General features: G+C 63.4%; 21 protein-coding genes. 14 read left to right on the forward strand and 7 right to left on the reverse strand.

What is annotated here, in order from left to right:
• Positions 1-81 precede the first annotated feature (81 nt).
• Complete coding sequence (locus KUV26_RS03850; RefSeq protein ID WP_008554830.1) at positions 82-420, forward strand: P-II family nitrogen regulator; 339 nt, start codon at positions 82-84, stop codon at positions 418-420.
• 45 nt (positions 421-465) lie between these two features.
• Positions 466-1,872 (forward strand): type I glutamate--ammonia ligase, encoded by a 1,407-nt coding sequence (gene glnA, locus KUV26_RS03855; RefSeq protein WP_222503075.1) that lies wholly within the window; start codon positions 466-468, stop codon positions 1,870-1,872.
• 127 nt (positions 1,873-1,999) lie between these two features.
• On the opposite strand, the gene KUV26_RS03860 is transcribed toward glnA, so the two are convergent.
• Complete coding sequence (locus tag KUV26_RS03860) at positions 2,000-3,343, reverse strand: hypothetical protein (protein WP_222507369.1); 1,344 nt, start codon at positions 3,341-3,343, stop codon at positions 2,000-2,002.
• 248 nt (positions 3,344-3,591) lie between these two features.
• Here KUV26_RS03860 and KUV26_RS03865 point away from each other — a divergent pair, with 248 nt between their 5' ends.
• From KUV26_RS03865 to dddP, 4 genes are all read left to right on the forward strand, one after another.
• Positions 3,592-4,839, forward strand: coding sequence for an Hsp70 family protein (locus KUV26_RS03865; RefSeq protein ID WP_222507370.1), 1,248 nt, complete (start codon positions 3,592-3,594; stop codon positions 4,837-4,839).
• A gap of 93 nt (positions 4,840-4,932) precedes the next feature.
• On the forward strand, positions 4,933-5,727 hold the full coding sequence (locus tag KUV26_RS03870) for a lytic transglycosylase domain-containing protein (protein WP_222507371.1): 795 nt from the start codon (positions 4,933-4,935) through the stop codon (positions 5,725-5,727).
• Positions 5,728-6,070: 343 nt separating this feature from the next.
• The gene (locus KUV26_RS03875; RefSeq protein ID WP_222507372.1) at positions 6,071-6,898 is read left to right on the forward strand and encodes a hypothetical protein; all 828 of its coding nucleotides are present in this window, start codon (positions 6,071-6,073) and stop codon (positions 6,896-6,898) included.
• 150 nt (positions 6,899-7,048) lie between these two features.
• Complete coding sequence (gene dddP / locus KUV26_RS03880) at positions 7,049-8,392, forward strand: dimethylsulfonioproprionate lyase DddP (RefSeq protein ID WP_222507373.1); 1,344 nt, start codon at positions 7,049-7,051, stop codon at positions 8,390-8,392.
• A 68-nt stretch (positions 8,393-8,460) separates the two neighbouring features.
• Here dddP and KUV26_RS03885 read toward each other — a convergent pair whose 3' ends face one another.
• Positions 8,461-9,012: an NUDIX hydrolase gene (locus tag KUV26_RS03885; protein ID WP_222507374.1), complete on the reverse strand. Its 552-nt coding sequence runs from the start codon at positions 9,010-9,012 to the stop codon at positions 8,461-8,463.
• Between the two features lie 95 nt (positions 9,013-9,107).
• Here KUV26_RS03885 and KUV26_RS03890 point away from each other — a divergent pair, with 95 nt between their 5' ends.
• Positions 9,108-10,322: a bifunctional alpha/beta hydrolase/OsmC family protein gene (locus tag KUV26_RS03890; RefSeq protein ID WP_222507375.1), complete on the forward strand. Its 1,215-nt coding sequence runs from the start codon at positions 9,108-9,110 to the stop codon at positions 10,320-10,322.
• A 107-nt stretch (positions 10,323-10,429) separates the two neighbouring features.
• Here KUV26_RS03890 and KUV26_RS03895 read toward each other — a convergent pair whose 3' ends face one another.
• On the reverse strand, positions 10,430-10,771 hold the full coding sequence (locus tag KUV26_RS03895; protein WP_222507376.1) for a hypothetical protein: 342 nt from the start codon (positions 10,769-10,771) through the stop codon (positions 10,430-10,432).
• Positions 10,772-10,857: 86 nt separating this feature from the next.
• Here KUV26_RS03895 and purB point away from each other — a divergent pair, with 86 nt between their 5' ends.
• The 4 genes from purB (at position 10,858) to KUV26_RS03915 (ending at position 15,216) form a co-directional block, all read left to right on the forward strand.
• A complete protein-coding gene (purB, locus tag KUV26_RS03900) occupies positions 10,858-12,162 on the forward strand; it encodes an adenylosuccinate lyase (RefSeq protein WP_222503066.1) in 1,305 nt (434 codons plus the stop codon).
• Positions 12,163-12,318: 156 nt separating this feature from the next.
• On the forward strand, positions 12,319-12,852 hold the full coding sequence (locus KUV26_RS03905; RefSeq protein WP_222507377.1) for a tetratricopeptide repeat protein: 534 nt from the start codon (positions 12,319-12,321) through the stop codon (positions 12,850-12,852).
• 76 nt (positions 12,853-12,928) lie between these two features.
• Positions 12,929-14,119, forward strand: coding sequence for a flagellar motor switch protein FliG (locus KUV26_RS03910; protein ID WP_222507378.1), 1,191 nt, complete (start codon positions 12,929-12,931; stop codon positions 14,117-14,119).
• A gap of 164 nt (positions 14,120-14,283) precedes the next feature.
• Positions 14,284-15,216, forward strand: coding sequence for a lysophospholipid acyltransferase family protein (locus KUV26_RS03915; RefSeq protein ID WP_222507379.1), 933 nt, complete (start codon positions 14,284-14,286; stop codon positions 15,214-15,216).
• Between the two features lie 9 nt (positions 15,217-15,225).
• Here KUV26_RS03915 and KUV26_RS03920 read toward each other — a convergent pair whose 3' ends face one another.
• Positions 15,226-15,927: a DUF1223 domain-containing protein gene (locus KUV26_RS03920; protein ID WP_222507380.1), complete on the reverse strand. Its 702-nt coding sequence runs from the start codon at positions 15,925-15,927 to the stop codon at positions 15,226-15,228.
• Between the two features lie 234 nt (positions 15,928-16,161).
• Here KUV26_RS03920 and acnA point away from each other — a divergent pair, with 234 nt between their 5' ends.
• From acnA to KUV26_RS03935, 3 genes are all read left to right on the forward strand, one after another.
• The gene (acnA, locus tag KUV26_RS03925; protein ID WP_222507381.1) at positions 16,162-18,936 is read left to right on the forward strand and encodes an aconitate hydratase AcnA; all 2,775 of its coding nucleotides are present in this window, start codon (positions 16,162-16,164) and stop codon (positions 18,934-18,936) included.
• Positions 18,937-19,170: 234 nt separating this feature from the next.
• Positions 19,171-19,455, forward strand: a complete 285-nt coding sequence (locus tag KUV26_RS03930; RefSeq protein ID WP_222507382.1) for an antibiotic biosynthesis monooxygenase — start codon at positions 19,171-19,173, stop codon at positions 19,453-19,455.
• A gap of 70 nt (positions 19,456-19,525) precedes the next feature.
• On the forward strand, positions 19,526-19,864 hold the full coding sequence (locus KUV26_RS03935) for a DOPA 4,5-dioxygenase family protein (RefSeq protein ID WP_222507383.1): 339 nt from the start codon (positions 19,526-19,528) through the stop codon (positions 19,862-19,864).
• 19 nt (positions 19,865-19,883) lie between these two features.
• Here KUV26_RS03935 and KUV26_RS03940 read toward each other — a convergent pair whose 3' ends face one another.
• The 3 genes from KUV26_RS03940 to KUV26_RS03950 are packed head-to-tail and all read right to left on the reverse strand — an operon-like array spanning position 19,884 to position 21,302.
• Positions 19,884-20,423, reverse strand: a complete 540-nt coding sequence (locus KUV26_RS03940; protein ID WP_222503058.1) for a DsbE family thiol:disulfide interchange protein — start codon at positions 20,421-20,423, stop codon at positions 19,884-19,886.
• Positions 20,416-20,571: a heme exporter protein CcmD gene (gene ccmD, locus KUV26_RS03945; protein ID WP_174144620.1), complete on the reverse strand. Its 156-nt coding sequence runs from the start codon at positions 20,569-20,571 to the stop codon at positions 20,416-20,418. Before ccmD ends, KUV26_RS03940 begins: the two co-directional genes overlap by 8 nt.
• Positions 20,571-21,302, reverse strand: coding sequence for a heme ABC transporter permease (locus tag KUV26_RS03950; protein ID WP_174144618.1), 732 nt, complete (start codon positions 21,300-21,302; stop codon positions 20,571-20,573). The genes ccmD and KUV26_RS03950 overlap by 1 nt, the downstream gene beginning before the upstream one ends.
• Positions 21,303-21,342 lie beyond the last annotated feature (40 nt).

A 21,342-nucleotide genomic window follows, 5' to 3' on the forward strand; every position in this document is an offset into this window, starting at 1 on the left:
CGCAGCCGCAGCCTCCTGCATTGCTGCCTTCATTTAGAAGTGAAATGACACCCCCAACAAGCTTGCGAGGAGCCAAAGCCGATGAAAAAGATCGAAGCCATCATCAAGCCTTTTAAACTGGATGAGGTGAAGGAAGCGTTGCAGGACGTTGGCGTCCAGGGCCTCTCCGTGATCGAGGTCAAGGGTTTCGGCCGTCAGAAGGGCCACACCGAGCTCTACCGCGGCGCCGAATACGTGGTCGACTTCCTGCCCAAGGTGAAAGTCGAGGTTGTGCTGGACGACGACCAGGTCGACCAGGCGATCGAAGCCATCGTCGATGCCGCCAAGACCGACAAGATCGGCGACGGCAAGATCTTTGTCTCGCCCGTCGAGCAGGCAATCCGCATCCGTACCGGCGAGACCGGCCCGGACGCGCTGTAAGAATTCAACGAATATCCTGACATCTAAATCAAAAGGACCGAGGGAATGAGCGCAGAAGCAGTTCTCAAGACACTCAAAGACGAAGACGTCGCTTATGTCGACATCCGCTTCACCGACGTGCGCGGCAGGCTGCAGCACGTGACCGTGGACGTGGACCTGGTCGACGAAGACTTCCTGGAAGAAGGCTTCATGTTCGACGGTTCCTCGATCGCCGGCTGGAAGTCGATCGAAAACTCCGACATGAAACTGATGGCGGACACCACCTCTGCCTACATCGACCCTTTCTATGCCGAGAAAACCCTCTGCATCCATTGCTCCATCGTCGAGCCCGACACCGGCGAAGCCTATGAGCGCGACCCGCGCGGCACCGCCCAGAAGGCCGAAGCCTACCTGAAGTCCTCCGGCATCGGCGATGTGGCCTACATGGGCCCGGAAGCGGAATTCTTCCTGTTCGACGACGTGCGCTTCTCCAACACCATCAACAAGGTGTCCTACGAGGTTGACGCGACCGACGGCTCCTGGAACACCGACGCCGAGTTCGAAATGGGCAACATGGGCCACCGCCCGGGCCTGAAGGGCGGCTACTTCCCGGTCAACCCGACCGACGAAGCGCAGGACCTGCGGTCTGAGATGCTGTCGACCATGAAGCGCCTGGGCATGAAGGTCGACAAGCACCACCACGAAGTGGCGTCCTGCCAGCACGAACTGGGCCTGATCTTCGACAGCCTGACCAAACAGGCTGACGAGCTGCAGAAGTACAAATACGTGATCCACAACGTGGCGCACGCCTATGGCAAGTCGGCGACCTTCATGCCGAAGCCGATCTATGGCGACAACGGCTCCGGCATGCACGTCAACATGTCGATCTGGAAGGACGGCAAGCCGCTGTTCGCGGGCGACAAATACGCTGACCTCAGCCAGGAAGCGCTGTACTTCATCGGCGGCATCCTGAAGCACGCGAAGACCCTGAACGCCTTCACCAACCCGTCCACCAACTCCTACAAGCGCCTGATCCCCGGCTTCGAAGCCCCGGTTCTGCGCGCCTACTCCGCCCGCAACCGCTCCGGCTGCGTGCGGATCCCGTGGACCGAAAGCCCGAAAGCCAAGCGCGTCGAGGCCCGCTTCCCCGATCCGGCGGCAAACCCCTACCTGTGCTTTGCGGCGCTGCTGATGGCCGGCCTGGACGGCATCAAGAACAAGATCGATCCGGGCGAAGCCATGGACAAGAACCTGTACGACCTGCCGGCCGAGGAGCTGGAAGGCATCCCGACCGTCTGCGGCTCGCTGCGCGAAGCCATGGACGCCCTGGCCGCCGACCACGACTTCCTGCTGCAGGGCGACGTGTTCACCAAGGACCAGATCGACGGCTACATCGAGCTGAAGATGGAAGAGGTCCACAAGTACGAGCACACCCCGCACCCGGTGGAATTCGGCATGTACTACAGCTGCTGATTGGCAGCAGTTGCAAGATTAAGGCGCTCCGTTCGGGGCGCCTTTTTTGTTGCCGCCCGAAGCCCGCTGCACAGCTGCTGCATCTGGCCGGTCTCACCGGTCCCAGGCGGCCCCTCCCTCGTGCCGTCTACAGCTTGCGGACATGATTGCCTGACGACGGCCAGCCATAGGAGCCGGCGGACTTCTTGTTGAAGCCTTTCTTCGACTGCGAGAACTCATAGACCGTGCCGTTTTTCACCGCGATGCAATGGGTCGACCACCAGGCGATATAGGTGCCGGTCTTGCCGTCCTTGCCGAAGAATTCCACCACCTTGTCCTTGCTCACGCCTTCCATGCCGACCTTGGAAGCCCCGAGATGGTCGGCCAGCCCGTCGCCGCGGCCGCTCATGCCGCGCATCGTCTTCATGGCGCTGCCGACAAAGGTAATGCAATCAAACCCGCGCATCTTCGGGTCGCGTTCGAAGTCGGGACCGTATTTCAGGAAGTACCAGCCGTTGATCGGCGCCGTGTAGAGGTAGCGCCCCTTGCCATTGCCGGTGTAGGTCATGCCGGTGTCCTTGCCGATGCCGTCCAGCGAGACGGTCCCCTTGAACGGTGCTACCGGCGTCGCCAGCACCACCGGCCTGGACATCGTGCACATGTCCAGCTTTCCGTCTGTGGTTTCCGCGGCATAGAAGGAAACCTTCTTGCCCCACAGCCCGCCCTGGTCCAGGAGCTTGAACAGCTCCACCATGGATTTCCTGGTCCAGCCCTTGGTGATATCCATCCTGAGGGGCGCCTTCCCGGCAATCAGGAAAACTTTGGCCTTCGGGTCCGGGCTGACGCCGCTGACCTTAAAGTCGAAGCACCCGCTTTTGATGTTCGTCGCTGAGCCTTTGAGGATCAATGGCACTTTGCTGCCCGGCTGCGACTGGCCGTTTTCCTCCAGAAGGCAGGCAAGGCTGGACAAGGCGTCCTTCCGCGCCTGCTCGGCGGTTTTGACCATGCATTTCTTGTCGGCAGGCCCGTTTTTCTCCTCCTTTCCCATATAAGCGAACCACTGCTCGGTCGCGTATTTTTCGAGGTCGGAGTAAAGCGACGCCCAGCTCTTGGAATCAACGCCCTGCTTCTTGGCCGCTTTCTCCGCCAGCTTTTTCACCGCTGCCATGGTCTTCTTGTGCTGATCCTCCTTGGCCTTTTCGTGCTTCTTCTCTGCCGCCTTCTGTTCGGAAGCCGCCTTGCCCGGCCCGGCGTTCAGCTTCTTCAGCGTGGTCTTTTTCGGATCGACCCTGTAATCCGGGCGGAATTTGCAAACCTCCTCCTGAAATTTTCCGATCGCGGTTTCCAGCGCCTTGCTGGGCTTGCCGTCGGTCTTGAGCTTGGAAAGTTTGAGCAGGCCGGCAAAGCCGTTCAGCAGCTTTTGCACGGCCCTGACGTCTTCCACGCCGTTCTTCCCCTTGCGCCCTACGGATCCGGCGAGTGTGACAACCATGGCGTCCCTCCAAAAACAGGGGATTGCACGGCGCAATTGGTGCCGCGTATCCCGATGACTGATGTGCCGGTTCTTGAAACGGCCGGTGCTTATTGAACTGCCCGGCGCGCCCTTTCGGGCGGGACCCTCCGCTGCAATATACCGCGACCCGCCGGTTCAGGGCAAACGCGCGGCCTTCCTGCTCCTCTTGCCTTCGCCTTCGACTGCCGGTAGTCAGGCCCGCTCCCGCAGCTGACAGGAGCCTCCCCATGACTGCCCCGAACACCCTCGGCATTGACTTCGGCACTTCCAATTCTGCGGCCGGGATCGCGGTTGCGGGCCGTCCCTGGCTGGTGGAAATGGAGCCGGGCGAGCAGACGCTGCCCACCGCGGTGTTCTTTGAGGAGGGCGCGCGGAGCATGCGGATCGGCCGCAGCGCGACACGGGCGCTGATCAACGGCGATGAGGGGCGGTTCATGCGGGCGCTGAAAAGCCTGCTGGGCACGCCGCTCTTGCAGGAGGAACGGCGGCTGGGCGGTGAGCGGATCAGCTTTGCCACCCTGATCGCGCGGTTCCTGGCGGAAATGAAGCACCGGGCGGAAGCGGCCACCCGGATGGAGTTCACCCATGCGCTGTCGGGGCGGCCGGTGCGGTTTCATTCCAGGGACGAGGACCGCAATGCGCAGGCGGAACGGGACCTGCGGGCCTGCTACCTGGAAGCCGGGTTTCAGGATGTGCTGTTCATGCATGAGCCCGAGGCCGCGCTGCGCGCCGCTGCCCCTGCCCCCGGAACCGGGCTGATTGTCGATATCGGCGGCGGCACCTCGGACTTCACCGCCTTTGAGCAGGACGCCGGTGGCGCAACCCGCATCCTCGCCTCTCATGGCGTCCGGCTGGGCGGCACCGATTTCGACCGTCAGCTGAGCATCCGCCATGTGATGCCACTGCTGGGCCGGGGCAGCCAGATCCGCAACGCCTTCGGCGGCGGCGCCCTGCCCGCGCCGAACCGGCTGTTCAACGATCTTGCGACCTGGCAGATGATCCCCTTTCTCTATGCGCCGGACAGCCGCCGGGCGGCACAGGATCTGGCTGCCAATGCGGTGGAGCCGGAAAAACTGGCCCGGCTGGTTTCCGTGCTGGAGGACGAGCTGGGCCATGAGCTGGCCTTTGCTGTGGAGCACGGCAAGATCCGCGCCAATGCCGGTGACGGGACCGCGCTCATCGATCTCAAGCTTCTGCAGCGCGGGCTATCGGTGCCGCTGGATGCTGCCGCCATGACACAAACGCTGGCGGAGCAGACTGCCGCGATTGGCGCCTGCGCCGCCGAGACACTGGCTCAGGCCGGGCTAGCGGCGGAAAAGGTGGATCGGATCGTCCTGGTCGGCGGCTCTTCGCTGCTGGCGTCGGTACAGGCGGAAATGCGGGCGCTGTGCCCAAATGCCCGTCTGGAAACGGAAAATGCCATGACGGCAGTTGCCGGCGGGCTGGCGCTGGCCTCCGCTGACGCCTTTGCCTAGGCAAATGGGAACCAATCGCGGCTTTTCCCGTTAGACATGAGGCGGCAGCGCGTTAGGCTGCAGGCCACGAGTCACATTCCGAGAGTTTGCTTCATGCGCCGCCTGCTGGCCCCTGCCCTGATTTCCGCCCTGCTTGCCTCCCCCGCCCTCGCTGCCACTTGCGGCAACAGCTCTGCCGGGTTTGATTCCTGGAAACAGGCATTCAGCGCCGAGGCCAAGCGAGCAGGCGTGCGCAAGGCGGGACTGCAGGCGCTGGCCAATGCTCAGTACGCCCGCCGGACCATTGCCGCCGACCGCAACCAGAAGAGCTTCAAATACTCGCTGGAGAAATTCATGCAGATCCGCGGGTCGGCAACCATCGTGGCGCAGGGCCGCAAGCGCAAGGCGCGCAACCCCGATTTCTATGCCGCACTGGAGCGCAAGTACGGTGTGCCCGCCGGTGTTCTGATCGCGATCCACGGCATGGAGACCGCCTTCGGCAACTATATGGGCGACAGCCAGGTGGTCTCCGCCATCGTGACGCTGACCTATGACTGCCGCCGTTCCGATTTCTTCCGCCCGCACGCGCTGGGCGCGCTGAAGCTGGTGGATCAGGGCGCCATTTCCGCGGCGACCCTGGGCGCCAAGCACGGGGAACTGGGTCATACCCAGTTCCTCCCGGGCAATGCATTGGAATACGGGCAGGACTGGGACGGCAATGGCAGGGTGGATTTCTACAACATGGGCGACGCGCTGGCCTCCACCGCCAATTACCTGCGGCAGAAGGGCTGGAAACCCGGCAAGGGGTATCAGCCCGGCGAGCCCAACTACCGCGTTCTGAAGGAATGGAATGCGGCCAGCGTCTATCAGCAGTCTCTGGCCATCATGGGCCGCCAGATCGACGGCTGATCCCCAGCCAGCGGAATGCGGGTTGCACGCCGGCCCGCCGGCCGGCGTATTTCGTTGCTGCCCGACAGGCAAAAACAGTCCGCGCGATTCCTCGGCGATTGTAGGCCTTGGGGCATCAATGTGTCCTCCAGCCGCCACAGTTGGGCCGCATTCTGGCCGCTGGAGTGCTGAACCTTCAACATAAACAATTAAAATCAATTACTTGCAGACCGCCCCATTTCACCGCGGCCTGCCGCGCCGTTTCCGCGGCAATTGGCCCGATCCGCCCCACTTTTAACTATTTCAAATTTTACTGTTTCTCTATCGGCACCCTGAATGGAGGATCCGGACAGTGGCAGAAACAGTGCAATATACAGGCCGGCTGGGGCTGGAAAACCGCGACAGCGGCACCCTCTCGGCTGCGGTGACCGCGGTTGTCGACACGCTCGAGGATTTCGGCCACCCTGCGGAAATGATCGCGGCCCGGGCGGAGAACACCGCCAGGCTGCAATGCGACCATTACCTTGTGACAGTGCGCCTGCGCCGGGTGCCCCTGCGGCGCACGAGCAAACTGCCTGGCAGCGTCATGCAGCCTTCGGCCCTGCTTGAGCTGTCCTTGTCGCCGGCCTACCCCGGCTATTGCGACCAGGAGATTTCCGAACTGCTGCTGGCGGAAATGCTGCGCCGCCTGCTGGATTCCGTGGAAGCAACCTCTGTCGAATGGCTGGACACCGAGGTTGCGCTGACCTGCGAGCAGTTTCTGAGCGTTTTCGATCCGCAAGCCGCTGAAAAGCAGCCTGACACGCGTCCAGCTGCCGCTGTTGCGCCCCGGGTAGCAAAGCCGGTTCAGGCTGCAGAAGCCCGTCCGCGCGGCCGGGATTGCTTCACGCCTGTCGATCAGACCGCACTGGCGCTTGACGCCCACTGCGACCGCGCCCTGCAGGAAGTGCAGATGCGCAAGGCGGCACGCGCCGCCGCCGCGGCGGCTGCCGCCACGCGGCCGTCAGGGCAACCGGCCGCCGACCTGCGCCGCGGCTGGGGCCGGCAGCTGCAGGCCACTGCCCTCGCTGCGCTGTCCCTGGGCGGCGCGCGCCGCCTGCGCTTCATCAGCCACGTTCTGCTGGTTTCCGCTCTGATGCTGTATCTGGAAAGCGCCGGCATGGTTCTCGCCGCCCGGCCGCTGGTGCCTTAGGGCCCGACCACTGCCCCGCTGCAAGGCGGGCTGCCCGCTGAACGCGCGGCCCCGGGTCAGAAACGACGGCCGAATCCGTCGCATTCAGCAGCGAATCTGCCCTCGTCCGGCTGCACATTGGACAGAACTGTGCAGCGAGGACTTCCCAGCATGAACGAGCATTACCGCGACACCCGCAAAATCGATCCGACCCGCGGCGCCACACTGGGCGACAACACCCCCAACGACAACAACCGGGTCGAGATCGGCCCGACCCAGCTGGCCTTTGCCGAATGGGCCAAGGCGGGGCTGCAGCTGCCGGATCTGCAGGCGCTGCGCAAATTCCGCTGGGAGCGGCTGGTCAGGCACATCAACGACCGCGGCTATGGCGGCCTGCTGGTGTTTGATCCGCTCAACATCCGTTACGCTACCGATTCCACCAACATGCAGCTCTGGAACACCCACAACCCGTTCCGCGCGCTGCTGATCTGCGCCGACGGCTACATGGTGCTGTGGGATTACAAGCAGTCGCCCTTCCTCAGCGAGTTCAACCCGCTGGTGCGCGAGCAGCGCGCAGGCGCCGACCTGTTCTATTTCGACCGCGGCGACAAGATCGACGTGGCCGCGGACAAATTCTCCAACGAAGTGCGGATCCTGCTGGAGGAGCACAGCGGCAGCAACAAGCGGCTGGCGGTGGACAAGGTGATGCTGCACGGGCTGCGGGCGCTGGAAGCGCAGGGGCTGGAGATCCTCCCAGGCGAGGAGCTGACCGAGAAATGCCGCGCGGTGAAAGGCCCGGATGAGATCCTGGCAATGCGCTGCGCCCATCACGCCTGCGAAACCGCGGTGGCGGCGATGGAGAAATTCGCCCGGGAAAACGTGCCTGGCGGCAATATCTCCGAAGACGACGTGTGGGCGGTGCTGCATGCCGAAAACATCCGCCGCGGCGGCGAATGGATCGAGACCCGCCTTCTCGCTTCCGGCCCGCGCACCAACCCGTGGTTCCAGGAATGCGGCCCCCGCATCATCCAGAACAACGAGATGATCAGTTTCGACACCGATCTGGTCGGCTCCTACGGCATTTGCATCGACATCTCCCGCAGCTGGTGGATCGGCGATGCAAAGCCGCGGCCCGACATGGTCTATGCCATGCAGCATGGGCTGGAGCACATCCGCCACAACATGGAGATGCTGAAGCCCGGCGTGAACATCCAGGAGCTTTCGCGCGGATGCCATGTGCTGGATGCGCAATTCCAGAAGCAGAAATACGGCTGCATGATGCACGGCGTCGGCCTGTGCGATGAATGGCCGCTGGTTGCCTACCCGGACCAGATGGTCGAGGGCGCCTTCGACTATGAACTGGAGCCGGGGATGGTGCTCTGCGTCGAGGCGCTGGTTTCACCGGAAGGCGGCGATTTCTCGATCAAGCTGGAGGATCAGGTGCTGATCACCGAGGACGGGTATGAGAACCTGACCAGCTACCCCTTCGACAAGGCACTGCTGGGCGGGGCCTGATTCCAATCAGCCGGTCCCTCCTGCCAGGAGGGGCCGGGACAGCCTGCGGCGCCGTCAGGCGCCACCGCTTATTGACAATGCTGCTTAAGGAACGGCGCCAGCTTGTCGCGCAGCACCAGCACGCCGGGCGAGCCCGTGACTTCTTCAAGCTGGCTCAGCGGCACCCAGGCCAGGGCATGAGATTCGCCGCTGGCAACAATCTCCCCCGCCACTGCTTGAAACAAGTAACGCACATCGTAATGCAGATGCGCGCATTCTTTCGCGTTCCCAGGGATTTCGTGGATGTCGACGTCAAAGATCTGCGCTGACAGCGGCCGGATCCTCTTGAGCCCGCTTTCCTCATAGGCTTCCTTCAGCGCTGTAAAGGGCACGTCGGCAATGCCGTCGCAATGACCGCCCAGCTGGAACCAGCGGTTGAGCTTTCTGTGGTGGGTCAGCAGCACGCTCTTCATGTCCTGCGACATCACAAAGGCGGAGCCGGTCACATGGCCGGTTTCCGGATTGCGGCCGAAGGCCTGCGGCTCGCTCGTGCAGAAGTCCTGCAGGCGCTGCCACATCTCCCGGTCCCGTGCGTCCTGCGGGCTGTAACATCCGATTTCCCTGATGGCGCTGCTGCTCATCTGCCTTCACCTTCCCGTGACGTTCCGGCACGCTGCCTTGTTCCGGCCGGGTTGAGCGCTCAATCTATGCGGAACACCCAACAAAGGCCACGCCCATGCCCACGGAACGGATTTCCTTTACCGGCCATGCCGGAAACACCCTTGCCGCCCGCCTCGACCTGCCCGAAGGGCCGGTGCTGGCCACCGCCCTGTTCGCCCACTGCTTCACCTGCTCCAAGGACATTCCGGCGGCGCGGCGGATTGCCGGGCGGCTGGCGGCGATGGGGATTGCGGTGCTGAGGTTCGATTTCACCGGGCTGGGGCATTCCGAAGGCGAGTTCGAGAACACCACCTTCAGCTCCAATGTGGCGGATCTGATCAAGGCGGCGCAGTATCTGGCCGGGTGCAACATGGCGCCTGCACTGCTGATCGGCCATTCCCTCGGCGGTGCCGCGGTTCTGCGGGCGCGCGCGGGCATTCCGTCGGTCAAGGGGGTGGTCACGCTGGGAGCGCCGTTTGATCCCGGCCATGTTTCACATCATTTCGACGATGCCCTGCCGGAGATCGAGGCGGAGGGCCGGGCCGAGGTCAGCCTCGGCGGACGGCCGTTTGTGATCGCCAGGGAATTTGTCGAGGACATCAAGGCTGAGGCGCTGGAGCCTGCGATTGCGGAGTTGAAGGCGGCGCTGCTGGTGCTGCATGCGCCGCGGGATGAGACCGTGAGCATCGACAATGCCGCCTTGATCTTCACCGCTGCGAAACACCCCAAGAGCTTTGTCACCCTGGATGATGCCGACCACCTGATATCAAACGCTGCAGATGCGGAATATGCTGCCGAGGTCATTGCCGCCTGGGCCGGGCGCTATGTCAGAATGACGCCGCCGGCTCCGCCGCCCGGTGCGCCTGAAGGCATCCTGCGGGTGACGGAAGCCGACCCGGAAGGGTTTCTGCAGGACGTGCAGTCCGGCCCCTACCACCACGCCTTGGCCGACGAACCGCTGGCCTATGGCGGCACCAACCGCGGCATGTCGCCTTACGGCTTCGTCGCTGCGGGGCTGGGCGCCTGCACCTCGATGACGCTCAGGATGTATGCGCGGCGCAAGGGCTGGCCGCTGGAAGGGATCAGCGTCGATGTCAGCCACGACAAGGTGCATGCACAGGACGCGCTGCCCTCCGGGCCTGCAAAGATCGATCAGTTCACCCGGGTCATACACCTGAGCGGCCCGCTGGATGACGCGCAGCGCGCCAGGCTGCTGGAGATTGCCGGTAAATGCCCGGTTCACAGGACCCTGGAAAGCGGTGCCCGTGTCGTGACGCGGCTGGACGGCTGACTGCACGCCGCCGCGGTTCAAAGGAAGGCGGGACGCTGCCGGACCGTCCGCTGCTGCGGTCTGCAACTGCTGCAGCCCGGAACCTGGCTCCTGCGGAACGGCCACCGTCACTGCCCGTGATAGCGGCCCGTCGTGATGCCGCCGCTTTCCCCGATGAAGCGCACGGCATCACCGTCACTTTCCAGCGCGTAGCAGGCCCAAAGATCCAACGGCGGCCAGCTGGAGCAGTATTTTCCGTCCCGGACACCCCAGTAGCCCCAGCTGTCCCTGCCGGCGTTGTAGAGCGTCCGGCCAAAGGCGCTGAACTCCTGCCAGGCGCCGCTGCCGTAGACCAGCCGCCGCCCTTCCAGTGCCGCCTGCACCTCGTCGCCGCTCAGGCGCTGCCATTCGCCGGCCGAAACCGGTGAAACCGCAGATGATAACGCAATCATCAGGGCAAACTGCCTCATGAGCCTCTCCCAGCCTTGCTGTCCTGCCTCCGCTGATCTAAGAGGCCGGGCATCTGCTGCGCAATCACATAAAGGTGCCTTCGCCCATGATCCCCCGCTATTCCCGCCCCGAGATGGTCGCCATCTGGTCTCCCGAGACCAAATTCAAGATCTGGTACGAGATCGAGGCCCACGCTTGTGAAGCCATGGCAAACCTGGGGGTGATCCCGCGCGAAAACGCCGACGCGGTATGGAAAGCCAAGGATGTGGAGTTCGACGTCGCGCGCATCGACGAGATCGAGGCGGTGACCAAGCACGACGTCATCGCCTTCCTGACCCACCTGGCCGAGCACGTGGGTTCCGAGGAAGCCCGGTTCGTGCACCAGGGCATGACCTCCTCGGACGTGCTGGACACCTGCCTGAACGTGCAGCTGGTGCGCGCCGCCGACATTCTGCTGGATGGCATGGACAAGGTGCTGGCCGCACTGAAGAAACGCGCGCTGGAGCACAAGAACACCGTGCGCGTCGGCCGCAGCCACGGCATCCACGCCGAGCCCACCACCATGGGCCTGACCTTTGCCCGCTTCTACGCGGAAATGGACCGCAACAAGAACCGCCTGGAAAAGGCCCGCTGGGAAGTCGCCACCGGAGCGATCTCCGGTGCGGTCGGCACCTTCGCCAACATCGACCCGGCGGTTGAGGAACACGTCTGCGAGCAGCTGGGCCTGCGCCCCGAGCCGATCTCGACCCAGGTGATCCCGCGCGACCGCCACGCGATGTTCTTTGCCACCCTCGGCGTCATCGCCTCCTCGATTGAGAATGTCGCGGTGGAAATCCGCCACATGCAGCGCACCGAGGTGCTGGAAGGCGCGGAATTCTTCTCGATGGGCCAGAAAGGCTCCTCGGCGATGCCGCACAAGAAGAACCCGGTTCTGACCGAGAACCTCACCGGCCTGGCCCGCCTGGTGCGCATGGCAGTGATCCCGGCGATGGAGAACGTGGCGCTGTGGCATGAGCGCGATATCTCGCACTCCTCCGTCGAGCGCGGCATCGGCCCGGATGCGACCATCACCCTGGACTTCGCCCTGCACCGCCTGGCCGGCGTTGTCGACAAGATGCTGGTGTTCCCCGAGAACATGCTGGACAACATGAACAAATTCCCCGGCCTGGTGATGTCGCAGCGGGTGCTGCTGGCGCTCACGCAGGCAGGCGTCAGCCGCGAGGACGCCTATGCGATGGTGCAGCGCAACGCGCTGAAGGTCTGGGAGGAGCGCGTCGATTTCCGCGAGCTTCTGCTGGCCGACAAGGACGTGGTTGCGGCGCTCGGCGAAGAAGCGATCAACGAGAAGTTCGACATGGGGTACCACACCAAACATGTCGACACGATCTTCAAGCGGGTCTTTGGCGAGTAAGCCTGACCGAGGATGAAGCATCTGACGCCCCGCCTGGCCGGCGGGGCGTTTTTTTTTCATTCACAGTCCGGAAAACGCCTTTGTGAACAGAAATTCCAATTACTCACCGGTGTCTCAGGTTAGAGTGACCAAAACTTTGCATTTGGAGTTCTGAAGATGCGCATTATCGCCTTGGCTGCCGCCCTGACGCTGCCGGTTGCAGCGCTTGCCGCCAGCGGCAACGACTGGAACCCGCCGAAACCCACCGAGACCACCAAGACCTGCAAGGGCAAACGGGTCTGGGACGAGACCAAGAAACGCTGCGTAAGGCCGCGCAAGTCCTCGCTGGACCAGCAGGGCCTATTGGATGCGGCGCGGGAGCTTGCCTATGCCGGACGCCAGCAGGATGCGCAAGCAGTGCTGCGCGCGATGGCGGATCAGCAAGCCAGCATGGTGCTGACCTACTGGGGCTTCACCCACCGCAAGCTGGGCAATCTGAAGCTGGCGCAGGCCTATTACGAGCAGGCGCTGGCGCAGGACCCGGACAATATTCTGACCCGTTCCTACATGGGACAAGGCTTTGTCGAACAGGGAAAATACGGCGCAGCGCTGACCCAGTGGAAGGAAATCCGAGCCCGCGGCGGCGATGGCAGCTGGGCGGAGGCCTCCTTGCGCAGCGCGCTGGAAACGGGCACCTCCCACAGCTACTAGGCTTCAGCCTTTCTTTACGGCTTGCGGCCTATCCTGCCCTCCACGATTGAGAAGAATCTTTTGCTAGGGTGCGAGAATGCCTCAAGACAACATGCTGGCGCTTCCGATGGATTTAGGCGGGGGCGACATGGGCGGAATGGGCGGAATGGACATGGGCGATTTCGCCGCTCCCGCGCCGATGGGCGGTCTGGATGCAGGCGGCCTCGGCGGCGGTGCAATGGGCGGCGCGGTCGCGAACCCGGCCGCGGCCTCCGGCCTCAGCGGCAAGGCCAAGGCTGCCATCATCGTGCGGCTGCTGCTGAATGAAGGCGCCGAGATCCCGCTGGAGGAACTGCCCGACGACCTGCAGCTGGAGCTGACCCAGCAGATGGGCCGGATGCGGATCGTCGACCGCGAGACGCTGAATGCCGTTGCCGGTGAATTTGCCGATCTTCTGGACAATGTTGGCCTGCATTTCCCCAACGGCCTGGCCGGCGCGCTGAGCGCGATGGAAGGCAAGATCAGCCGCCACACCCACAGCCGCCTGCGCCGGGAGGCCGGCGTGCGCCAGTTCGGCGATCCCTGGGAACGGCTGAAGCAGCTTCCGCCCGAGGACCTGGCCGGGCTGGCCGAAGCCGAAAGCACCGAGGTGGCCGCCGTGCTGCTGTCCAAGCTCGACACGGCCAAGGCCGCCCAGATGCTGATCCACTTGCCCGGACCTGTGGCGCGCCGCATCACATTTGCGGTCAGCAAGACAGCAAATGTGACGCCGGACACGGTGGACCGCATCGGCCTGTCGCTTGCCGCCCAGGTGGAGGCGCGGCCGGACCTTGCGTTTGACCAGACACCGGGCCAGCGGCTCGGCGGCATTCTGACCGAGGCTGCTGCAGCCAAGCGCGACGAGGTCCTGACGGCATTGGACGAACAGGACGAGGATTTTGCCATCACCGTGCGCAAGGCAATCTTCACCTACGCGCTGATTGCCGAAAGGATGCAACCGCTGGATGTGCCCAAGCTGGTCCGCGTGCTGTCTCAGCCCGACCTGGTGACCGCGATCGCCTTTGCCACCGACGAGGAAGACGTCGCCACCTCCGAATTCCTGCTCAAGAACATGTCCAGCCGGATGGCCGACAACATCCGGGAGGAAGTGGCCGAACGCGGCAAGGTCAAGCGCAGCGACGGCGAGGCCGCCTTCAGCCTGATTATCTCTGCCATGCGCGATCTGGTTGCCACGGGCGAAATCGAGCTGAAGTCAGCGGAAGAAGACGATGAGGCGGACGCCGCCTGAATCCTGACGGGTCTGAATTGACCCTTGCGCCCGTTGCGGCGGCCCCGCCCGGCCGCCGATGATGCCCTGCCCGTTTGCCATTCCCAGCTGCTTGTGCCTGCCGCGGCAGCTGCGTATGATGCAGGCTTCCGGGCGCAGTTCCGCGCCGCAGCCATCCAGACGCCATGCCCGCAGATCCTTCCGAGCTCTCCACCTGGAGCCATGTCAAATACTTTGGCAGCAACCTTTTTCTGCGCGGTCTGCTGCAGGGCATGAAACTGGTGCCCTACCGGTACCGGGTGCCGATGATGGGCCGGCTGGTCACCGCCATGGGGCGGCTGGCAGGCTTTGACAAGCGGGTGCGCGACAATCTGAAACTGGTCAGCCCGGAGCTGTCGGATATGGATCCGGCAGAGCTGTACCGGGATGTCAGCGACAACGCGGGCCGGATGATCGCCGAAATCTATGCCGGGGCGCCGTTTCATGACCGTGCCATGGCCGCGCCGGTGACCGGCCCCGGCCTGAAGGCGCTGGAAGAGGCCCGCGCAGCGGGCCGTCCGGTGCTGCTGGCAACCGCTCATTTCGGCAATTATGACGCCGCCCGCGCGGCGCTGGTGGGCCGCGGCCACGCGATGGGCGCGCTGTACCGCCGGATGGCCAACCCCTATTTCAACGAACACTACGTCGAAGCGATCAAGCAGAACGGCGAGCCGATGTTCGAACAGGGCAAGCGCGGCATGGTGGAACTGGTGCGCCACCTGAAAAAGGGCGGCATCGCCGCCATCGTCACCGACCTGCATGCCCAGGGCGGCAAGCTAATAGACTTTTTCGGCAAACCCGCCGTGACCTCCACGGTGCCAGCGGAACTGGCGCTGAAATTCGGCGCGGCTTTGATCCCTGTTTACGCGGTGCGGCAGGAAAATGGCCTCGACTTCGAGATTGTGATGAATGCCGAAGTGCCGCCCTCCGATCCGCTGACGATGACCAGGGCGCTGAGCGCCGATCTGGAAGCCATTGTGCGCAAGCATACCGGCCAGTGGTTCTGGATCCACCGCCGCTGGAAACCCTATGTGCCGGTAGGAAAAGCTGCCCGTCAAAGCGGAGCGGAACCGGAGTGACCCGGCAGGTCAGTCCACGCGCGCCGCAGCAATGATCGGCCCGAACGGGGCCGTCTGCACCAGAACCGCAGCCGTTTTGCCGGCAGGAGACGGCACCGAGACCTCGAGATCGCCTGCCCCGTCCCACTCTGCCGCGGTCTGCCAGTCTTCGACGACATTGGCATAGCTGAGCGTCCGGCCGGCCAGTTCACCGCGTTTGATGCTGACGGTTCGCTCCGGCGTGTACCGCACCAGTTGCACCAGCAGGCGCCCCTTGGGCATCTGCGCCTTCGGCTTGAGCCGGACCAGCACATCCCCGCCGCGGCGGGCCACGGTCAGCGATACGGGCCGCGGCTGCTTCCTTTGCCTGGTGATGGCGTCCTCAACTTTCATCGCATCGGCGCCGACCACCTCGTCCTGCCCCATGATGATCATTTGCGGCGTGTAGATCATCCGCCGCCCGCCCCGGCGGGCATAGCCCTTCTGCCGCTTGGTGTGCGAGGGGATCGCAAACCTGTCCTTCCAGCCGATGTAGTCCCAATAGTCCACATGCAGCGCCAGGGCCAATACGTCCTCCCGCGCTGCCAGTTCATGCAGCAGCGCGTCGGCCGGCGGGCAGGAGGAACAGCCCTGAGAGGTGAACAGTTCGACCACTACGGGTTCCGCTGCGGACTGCCCGTAAGCCGGCAGGGCCAACCCCAGTACCAATGCAGCAGTCGCCAGAAGTCTCATGAATCGCCGTCTCCGTTTTCTAGGCTTCCGGTCTAAAGATGTACCGCCGAATTGGCCAATCAATCATTTTTGAGGCGGGTAAAGCCGGGCTTCGGGCGCGCCATCTGCAAAAAATGTGTACAATCGCATACAAAAGTGCGCCCTGCGGCGTTTGGGCTATTGAATGCTTCATCTTCCTCATGCATTTAGCAGGCAGCGAATTCCCCGGTTTCAAATTCTTGAGGGAGGCCAACCATGCCTATTACCGTCGGACAGGACAATGCCAAGGCGCGCAAAACGCTCAGCGTCAATGGCAAGTCGATCTCCTACTACTCCATTCCCGCAGCCACCGAAGCAGGCTTTGGCGACTTCTCCAAACTGCCCGCCGCGCTGAAAGTGGTGCTGGAAAACATGCTGCGGTTCGAGGACGGCGGCTTCTCCGTCTCCACCGACGACATCAAGGCCTTTGCCGAATGGGGGGCCAACGGCGGCAAGAACCCGCGCGAGATCGCCTACCGCCCGGCCCGCGTGCTGATGCAGGACTTCACCGGCGTTCCCGCCGTGGTCGATCTCGCCGCCATGCGCGACGGCATCGTCGGCCTGAAGGGCTCGGCGGCCAAGATTAACCCGCTGGTTCCCGTCGACCTGGTCATCGACCACTCCGTCATGATCGATGAGTTCGGCAACCCGCGCGCGTTCCAAATGAACGTGGACCGCGAGTATGAACGCAACATGGAGCGCTACCAGTTCCTGAAATGGGGCCAGAACGCCTTTGACAACTTCCGCGTGGTGCCGCCGGGCACCGGCATCTGCCACCAGGTGAACCTGGAATACCTGGCCCAGACCGTCTGGACCGACACCGACCAGAACGGCGAGGAAGTCGCCTACCCCGACACCTTGGTCGGCACCGACTCTCACACCACCATGGTCAACGGCGCTGCCGTCCTGGGCTGGGGCGTTGGCGGCATCGAGGCCGAAGCGGCAATGCTGGGCCAGCCGATCTCCATGCTGATCCCCGAGGTTGTCGGCTTTGAGCTCACGGGCGAGATGACCGAAGGCACCACCGGCACCGACCTGGTTCTGAAAGTGGTCGAAATGTTGCGTGCCAAAGGCGTCGTGGGCAAGTTTGTCGAATTCTACGGCGAAGGCCTGGACCGCCTGCCGCTGGCAGACCGCGCGACCATCGCCAATATGGCCCCGGAATACGGCGCCACCTGCGGCTTCTTCCCGATCGACGACGAAACCCTGCGCTACCTGCGCAACACCGGCCGCGACGAGGACCGCATCGCGCTGGTCGAAGCCTATGCCAAGGAAAACGGCTTCTGGCGCGACAGCAGCTACAACCCGGTCTACACTGACACGCTGCACCTGGACATGGGCACCATCGTGCCCGCGATTTCCGGCCCCAAGCGTCCGCAGGATTACATCGCACTGGACGCCGCCGCGGCCACCTTCCACAAATATGTCGAGGGCCAGCGCGCCGCCAAGGATGCGAGCGCGCGCGCCGAAGGCCGCTGGGAAGCGGAGGGCGGCCAGCCCGAACCGCAGGACATTCCCGGCAACGAAGGCCATCACAAGCTCGGCTTCGTTTCAACGGACGAGCACAACTACCAGCTGCATGACGGCTCCATCGTGATCGCTTCGATCACCTCTTGCACCAACACTTCGAACCCCTACGTGATGATCGGCGCAGGCCTGGTCGCCAAGAAAGCGCATGAGCGCGGGCTGACCCGCAAACCCTGGGTCAAGACCTCGCTGGCGCCGGGCTCGCAGGTGGTGTCCGAGTATCTCGAAGCGGCGGACCTGCAGAAGCACCTCGACGCCATCGGCTTCAACCTGGTCGGCTACGGCTGCACCACCTGCATCGGCAACTCCGGTCCGTTGGCCGAGGAGATTTCCAAGTGCATCAACGAACACGACCTGATCGGCGTTTCGGTGCTGTCTGGCAACCGCAACTTCGAAGGCCGGATTTCGCCCGACGTGCGCGCCAACTACCTGGCGTCGCCGCCTCTGGTGGTGGCTTATGCGCTGGCAGGCGACATGAACATTGACATCACCACTGCACCGCTGGGCCAGGACAAGGACGGCAATGACGTCTACCTGAAAGACATCTGGCCGACCCAGAAGGAAATCGCCGACCTGGTGGAGCAAACCGTGACCCGCGAGGCGTTCCAGTCGAAATACGCCGATGTGTTCAAGGGCGACGAGAAGTGGCAGGCGGTCGAGACCACCGATGCGGAAACCTATGACTGGCCCGCAGCCTCGACCTACATCCAGAACCCGCCTTACTTCCGGGGCATGGGTCACGAGCCGGGCACCATTTCGAACATCGAAAACGCCAAGGTTCTGGCGGTTCTGGGCGATATGGTCACCACCGACCACATCTCGCCCGCCGGTTCCTTTGCCACCACCTCGCCCGCAGGCCAGTACCTGCTGGAACGCCAGGTGCAGCCGCGCGACTTCAACTCCTACGGCTCGCGCCGCGGCAACCACGAGATCATGATGCGCGGCACCTTTGCCAACATCCGCATCAAGAACGAGATGCTGGACGGCGTCGAGGGCGGCTACACCAAAGGCCCGGATGGCGAACAGACCTCGATCTACGAGGCCTCGATGGCGCATCAGGCCAACGGCACCCCGCTGGTGGTGTTCGGCGGCGAGCAGTACGGCGCGGGCTCCTCGCGCGACTGGGCGGCCAAGGGCACTGCTCTGCTTGGCGTCAAGGCAGTGATCGCCGAGAGCTTCGAGCGCATCCACCGCTCCAACCTCGTCGGCATGGGTGTGATTCCGTTCGAATTCACCGGCGGCGACACCCGCAAAACGCTGGGTCTGACCGGGGAAGAGACCGTCTCGATCAGCGGGCTGGACACCATCCAGCCGCTGCAGGAGGTGCCCTGCTCGATCACTTTCGCAGACGGCTCGGTGAAGGAAATCACCCTGAAGTGCCGCATCGATACCGCGCCGGAGATCGAGTACATCGAACACGGCGGCGTGCTGCACTACGTGCTGCGCAACCTGGCTAAGTCGTAAGACCCGCCAGTTCGTGAACATTGAACATGCACCCTGCGGGGTGCATGTTTTTTTTGCAGCCGGGCCAAACCAATGGCAAACGCGTTCGGGCCGGGCTCCGCAGCACGAATTCACTTATTTGTGCAAACCGCCTTCCGGTTCCTGTCTGCGCGGCTAAGATCGCACATGCAGATGGAGTTCCTGGACGCATCTGACAACGCCGCGAAAAACTTTGAATAAGCTGGATGCAGAAGCATGAAAGAGGCTGCTATTACAGTCGTTTACCCGGACGTCGACACATTCGATGACCACGCCGAGGCGGTGCTGGCAATGCTGCCCGGAACACGGTCGTTTCCCGGCTGCATCCAGGCGCATGCCGGCATCAACCGGGAGCGCTGCGAAATCGCAATTTTCCACCTGTGGGAATCGCCGGACCATTTGAACCGCTACCTCGACTGGCGGGCGGAACGCGGCGATCTTGATGCCCGCAGTGCTACCATGCGGCGGGAACAGGACTTCCGCACCTATTCCGTGCCCTAGCAGGTGACGCACAGGGCCTGTTCATTTTCATTGCCTTGCCGGAGCGGTCCGCTTTGGTGACACTGCAGGCATGAAACAGACAGACAGCATCACGGGCTACCACGCCCATGTATACTTCGACGCCGCCACCGTGGCGCAGGCCCGAACGCTGTGCCAGCAGGCGGCCGCGCAATTCGATGTGGAGATGGGGCGCGTTCATGAGAAACCCGTTGGTCCGCATCCCATGTGGTCCTGCCAGCTGGCCGCAACACCGGAGCAATTCGCCCGGCTGCTGCCCTGGCTGGCACTGAACCGGAACGGGCTGGTTGTCTTTGCCCATCCCGAAACCGGAAACGCCCTGGAGGACCACAGCGATCACGGGATCTGGCTGGGCGCCGGGCTGAAGCTCGATCTGTCGGTGTTCGGCTGAGGCCGACCTCCAGCCGGCCTTACTGCGCTGCGGCCTTTTCCATCGCCGGGCGCAGTGTCTTGTCGATCACCCGCTGGGTGATCGGTCCGGCCCACCGCAGAACGATGTTGCCCTCGCCGTCCACCACATAGGTCTCCGGCACGCCGTAAAGGCCCCAGTCGATCGCCATGCGGCCCTTCTCGTCGCGTCCGATCGCGGTGTAAGGATCACCAAGCTCGTTCAGGAACGCCTCAGCATTGGCCAGCTGGTCCTTGTAGTTGATGCCATAGACCGGGATGCCCTCCTTGGACAGGGCCTCCAAATTCGGATGCTCCGCCCGGCAGGGCGCGCACCAGCTGGCCCAGTAGTTCACCAGCTTCACGGTGCCGTCGCGCAGGGTGGCGTCGCTGAACATCTGCTTGCCCGGAAATTCATCCAGCACCACCGGCGGCGCAGGCTGGCCCTCGCGGGCGGACGGCAGGCTGTCAGGATCCTCGCGGAACATGCCCACAAGCGCCAGGCCCACGAAGCCCGCGAACACCACACCGGGCACCGCCATCAGCGGAGATATCTTAGCCATTGCGTTTCATCCGGGTTTCCAGAGTTTCCATTTCCCGGCGCACCTTGCGGCCTCGCAGGATCGTCACCACCACCAGCGCCACCAGCAGCACCAGCGAGGCGCCGTAGGCCGACAGCACCGTATCGGCGTATTTTCCAAGATCGGGCATCAGGCCTCCAGCCGTTCGCGCGCCATCAGGGCCTTGATGCGGCGGGCGCGGATTTCAGTTCCGGTGCGGTAGAACACCAATGCAATGAACAGCAGAACAAAGCCTGCCATGCAGACATAGAGCGGGTTGGAGAACGCATCAGCCACGTTTTCCTTTTCATCGAGGCTCAGCGACGCGCCCTGGTGCAGTCCCTGGTTCCAGAAGTTCACCGCATAGCGGCTGAGCACCGCAAAGACCGAGCCGACCAGACAGAGGATCGAGGTCAGGTCGGCAGCGGTGTCGGGATTGTCGATCGCCTCCCAAAGGGCGATGTAGCCGAGGTAAAACAGGAACAGCACCAGGAAGGAGGTCAGCCGCGGATCCCAGGCCCACCAGGTGCCCCACATCGGCTGGCCCCAGATTGCACCGGTCACCAGCGCGATCACGGTCATCACGACACCGACCGGCGCCGCGGCACGCGCGGCCAAGGCGCTGACATGGTGTCGGCGGATCACCCAGACCAGCGATGTCACCAGCATCATGAACCAGGCGTTGATCGCCATCAGCGCCGATGGCACATGCAGGAAGATGATCTTGACGGTAGAGCCCTGCCGGTAGTCGTCAGGCGTGAAAAAGAAGCCCCAGACCAGGCCCACGGAAATCAGTACCGCAGAGCTGACCCACAGGGCCGGCATCACCTTTTCGGTGGTGGCCAGAAACTTTTTCGGGTTGGCGTATTCCCAGATCGACATGGTGGCTATTTAGCTCTTGTTCTCGGGTTTCTCAATTCAC

This window comes from Leisingera daeponensis, assembly GCF_019801465.1.
In the GTDB taxonomy this organism is placed as follows: domain Bacteria; phylum Pseudomonadota; class Alphaproteobacteria; order Rhodobacterales; family Rhodobacteraceae; genus Leisingera; species Leisingera daeponensis_A.

Bases quoted from the DNA above. Each gene is read 5' to 3' on its own strand.
- KUV26_RS03850 (WP_008554830.1), top strand. From the start codon at position 82: ATGAAAAAGATCGAAGCCATCATCAAGCCTTTTAAACTGGATGAGGTG.
- glnA (WP_222503075.1), top strand. From the start codon at position 466: ATGAGCGCAGAAGCAGTTCTCAAGACACTCAAAGACGAAGACGTCGCT.
- KUV26_RS03860 (WP_222507369.1), bottom strand. From the start codon at position 3,343: ATGGTTGTCACACTCGCCGGATCCGTAGGGCGCAAGGGGAAGAACGGC.
- KUV26_RS03865 (WP_222507370.1), top strand. From the start codon at position 3,592: ATGACTGCCCCGAACACCCTCGGCATTGACTTCGGCACTTCCAATTCT.
- KUV26_RS03870 (WP_222507371.1), top strand. From the start codon at position 4,933: ATGCGCCGCCTGCTGGCCCCTGCCCTGATTTCCGCCCTGCTTGCCTCC.
- dddP (WP_222507373.1), top strand. From the start codon at position 7,049: ATGAACGAGCATTACCGCGACACCCGCAAAATCGATCCGACCCGCGGC.
- KUV26_RS03885 (WP_222507374.1), bottom strand. From the start codon at position 9,012: ATGAGCAGCAGCGCCATCAGGGAAATCGGATGTTACAGCCCGCAGGAC.
- KUV26_RS03890 (WP_222507375.1), top strand. From the start codon at position 9,108: ATGCCCACGGAACGGATTTCCTTTACCGGCCATGCCGGAAACACCCTT.
- KUV26_RS03895 (WP_222507376.1), bottom strand. From the start codon at position 10,771: ATGAGGCAGTTTGCCCTGATGATTGCGTTATCATCTGCGGTTTCACCG.
- purB (WP_222503066.1), top strand. From the start codon at position 10,858: ATGATCCCCCGCTATTCCCGCCCCGAGATGGTCGCCATCTGGTCTCCC.
- KUV26_RS03905 (WP_222507377.1), top strand. From the start codon at position 12,319: ATGCGCATTATCGCCTTGGCTGCCGCCCTGACGCTGCCGGTTGCAGCG.
- KUV26_RS03910 (WP_222507378.1), top strand. From the start codon at position 12,929: ATGCCTCAAGACAACATGCTGGCGCTTCCGATGGATTTAGGCGGGGGC.
- KUV26_RS03915 (WP_222507379.1), top strand. From the start codon at position 14,284: ATGCCCGCAGATCCTTCCGAGCTCTCCACCTGGAGCCATGTCAAATAC.
- KUV26_RS03920 (WP_222507380.1), bottom strand. From the start codon at position 15,927: ATGAGACTTCTGGCGACTGCTGCATTGGTACTGGGGTTGGCCCTGCCG.
- acnA (WP_222507381.1), top strand. From the start codon at position 16,162: ATGCCTATTACCGTCGGACAGGACAATGCCAAGGCGCGCAAAACGCTC.
- KUV26_RS03930 (WP_222507382.1), top strand. From the start codon at position 19,171: ATGAAAGAGGCTGCTATTACAGTCGTTTACCCGGACGTCGACACATTC.
- KUV26_RS03935 (WP_222507383.1), top strand. From the start codon at position 19,526: ATGAAACAGACAGACAGCATCACGGGCTACCACGCCCATGTATACTTC.
- KUV26_RS03940 (WP_222503058.1), bottom strand. From the start codon at position 20,423: ATGGCTAAGATATCTCCGCTGATGGCGGTGCCCGGTGTGGTGTTCGCG.
- ccmD (WP_174144620.1), bottom strand. From the start codon at position 20,571: ATGCCCGATCTTGGAAAATACGCCGATACGGTGCTGTCGGCCTACGGC.
- KUV26_RS03950 (WP_174144618.1), bottom strand. From the start codon at position 21,302: ATGTCGATCTGGGAATACGCCAACCCGAAAAAGTTTCTGGCCACCACC.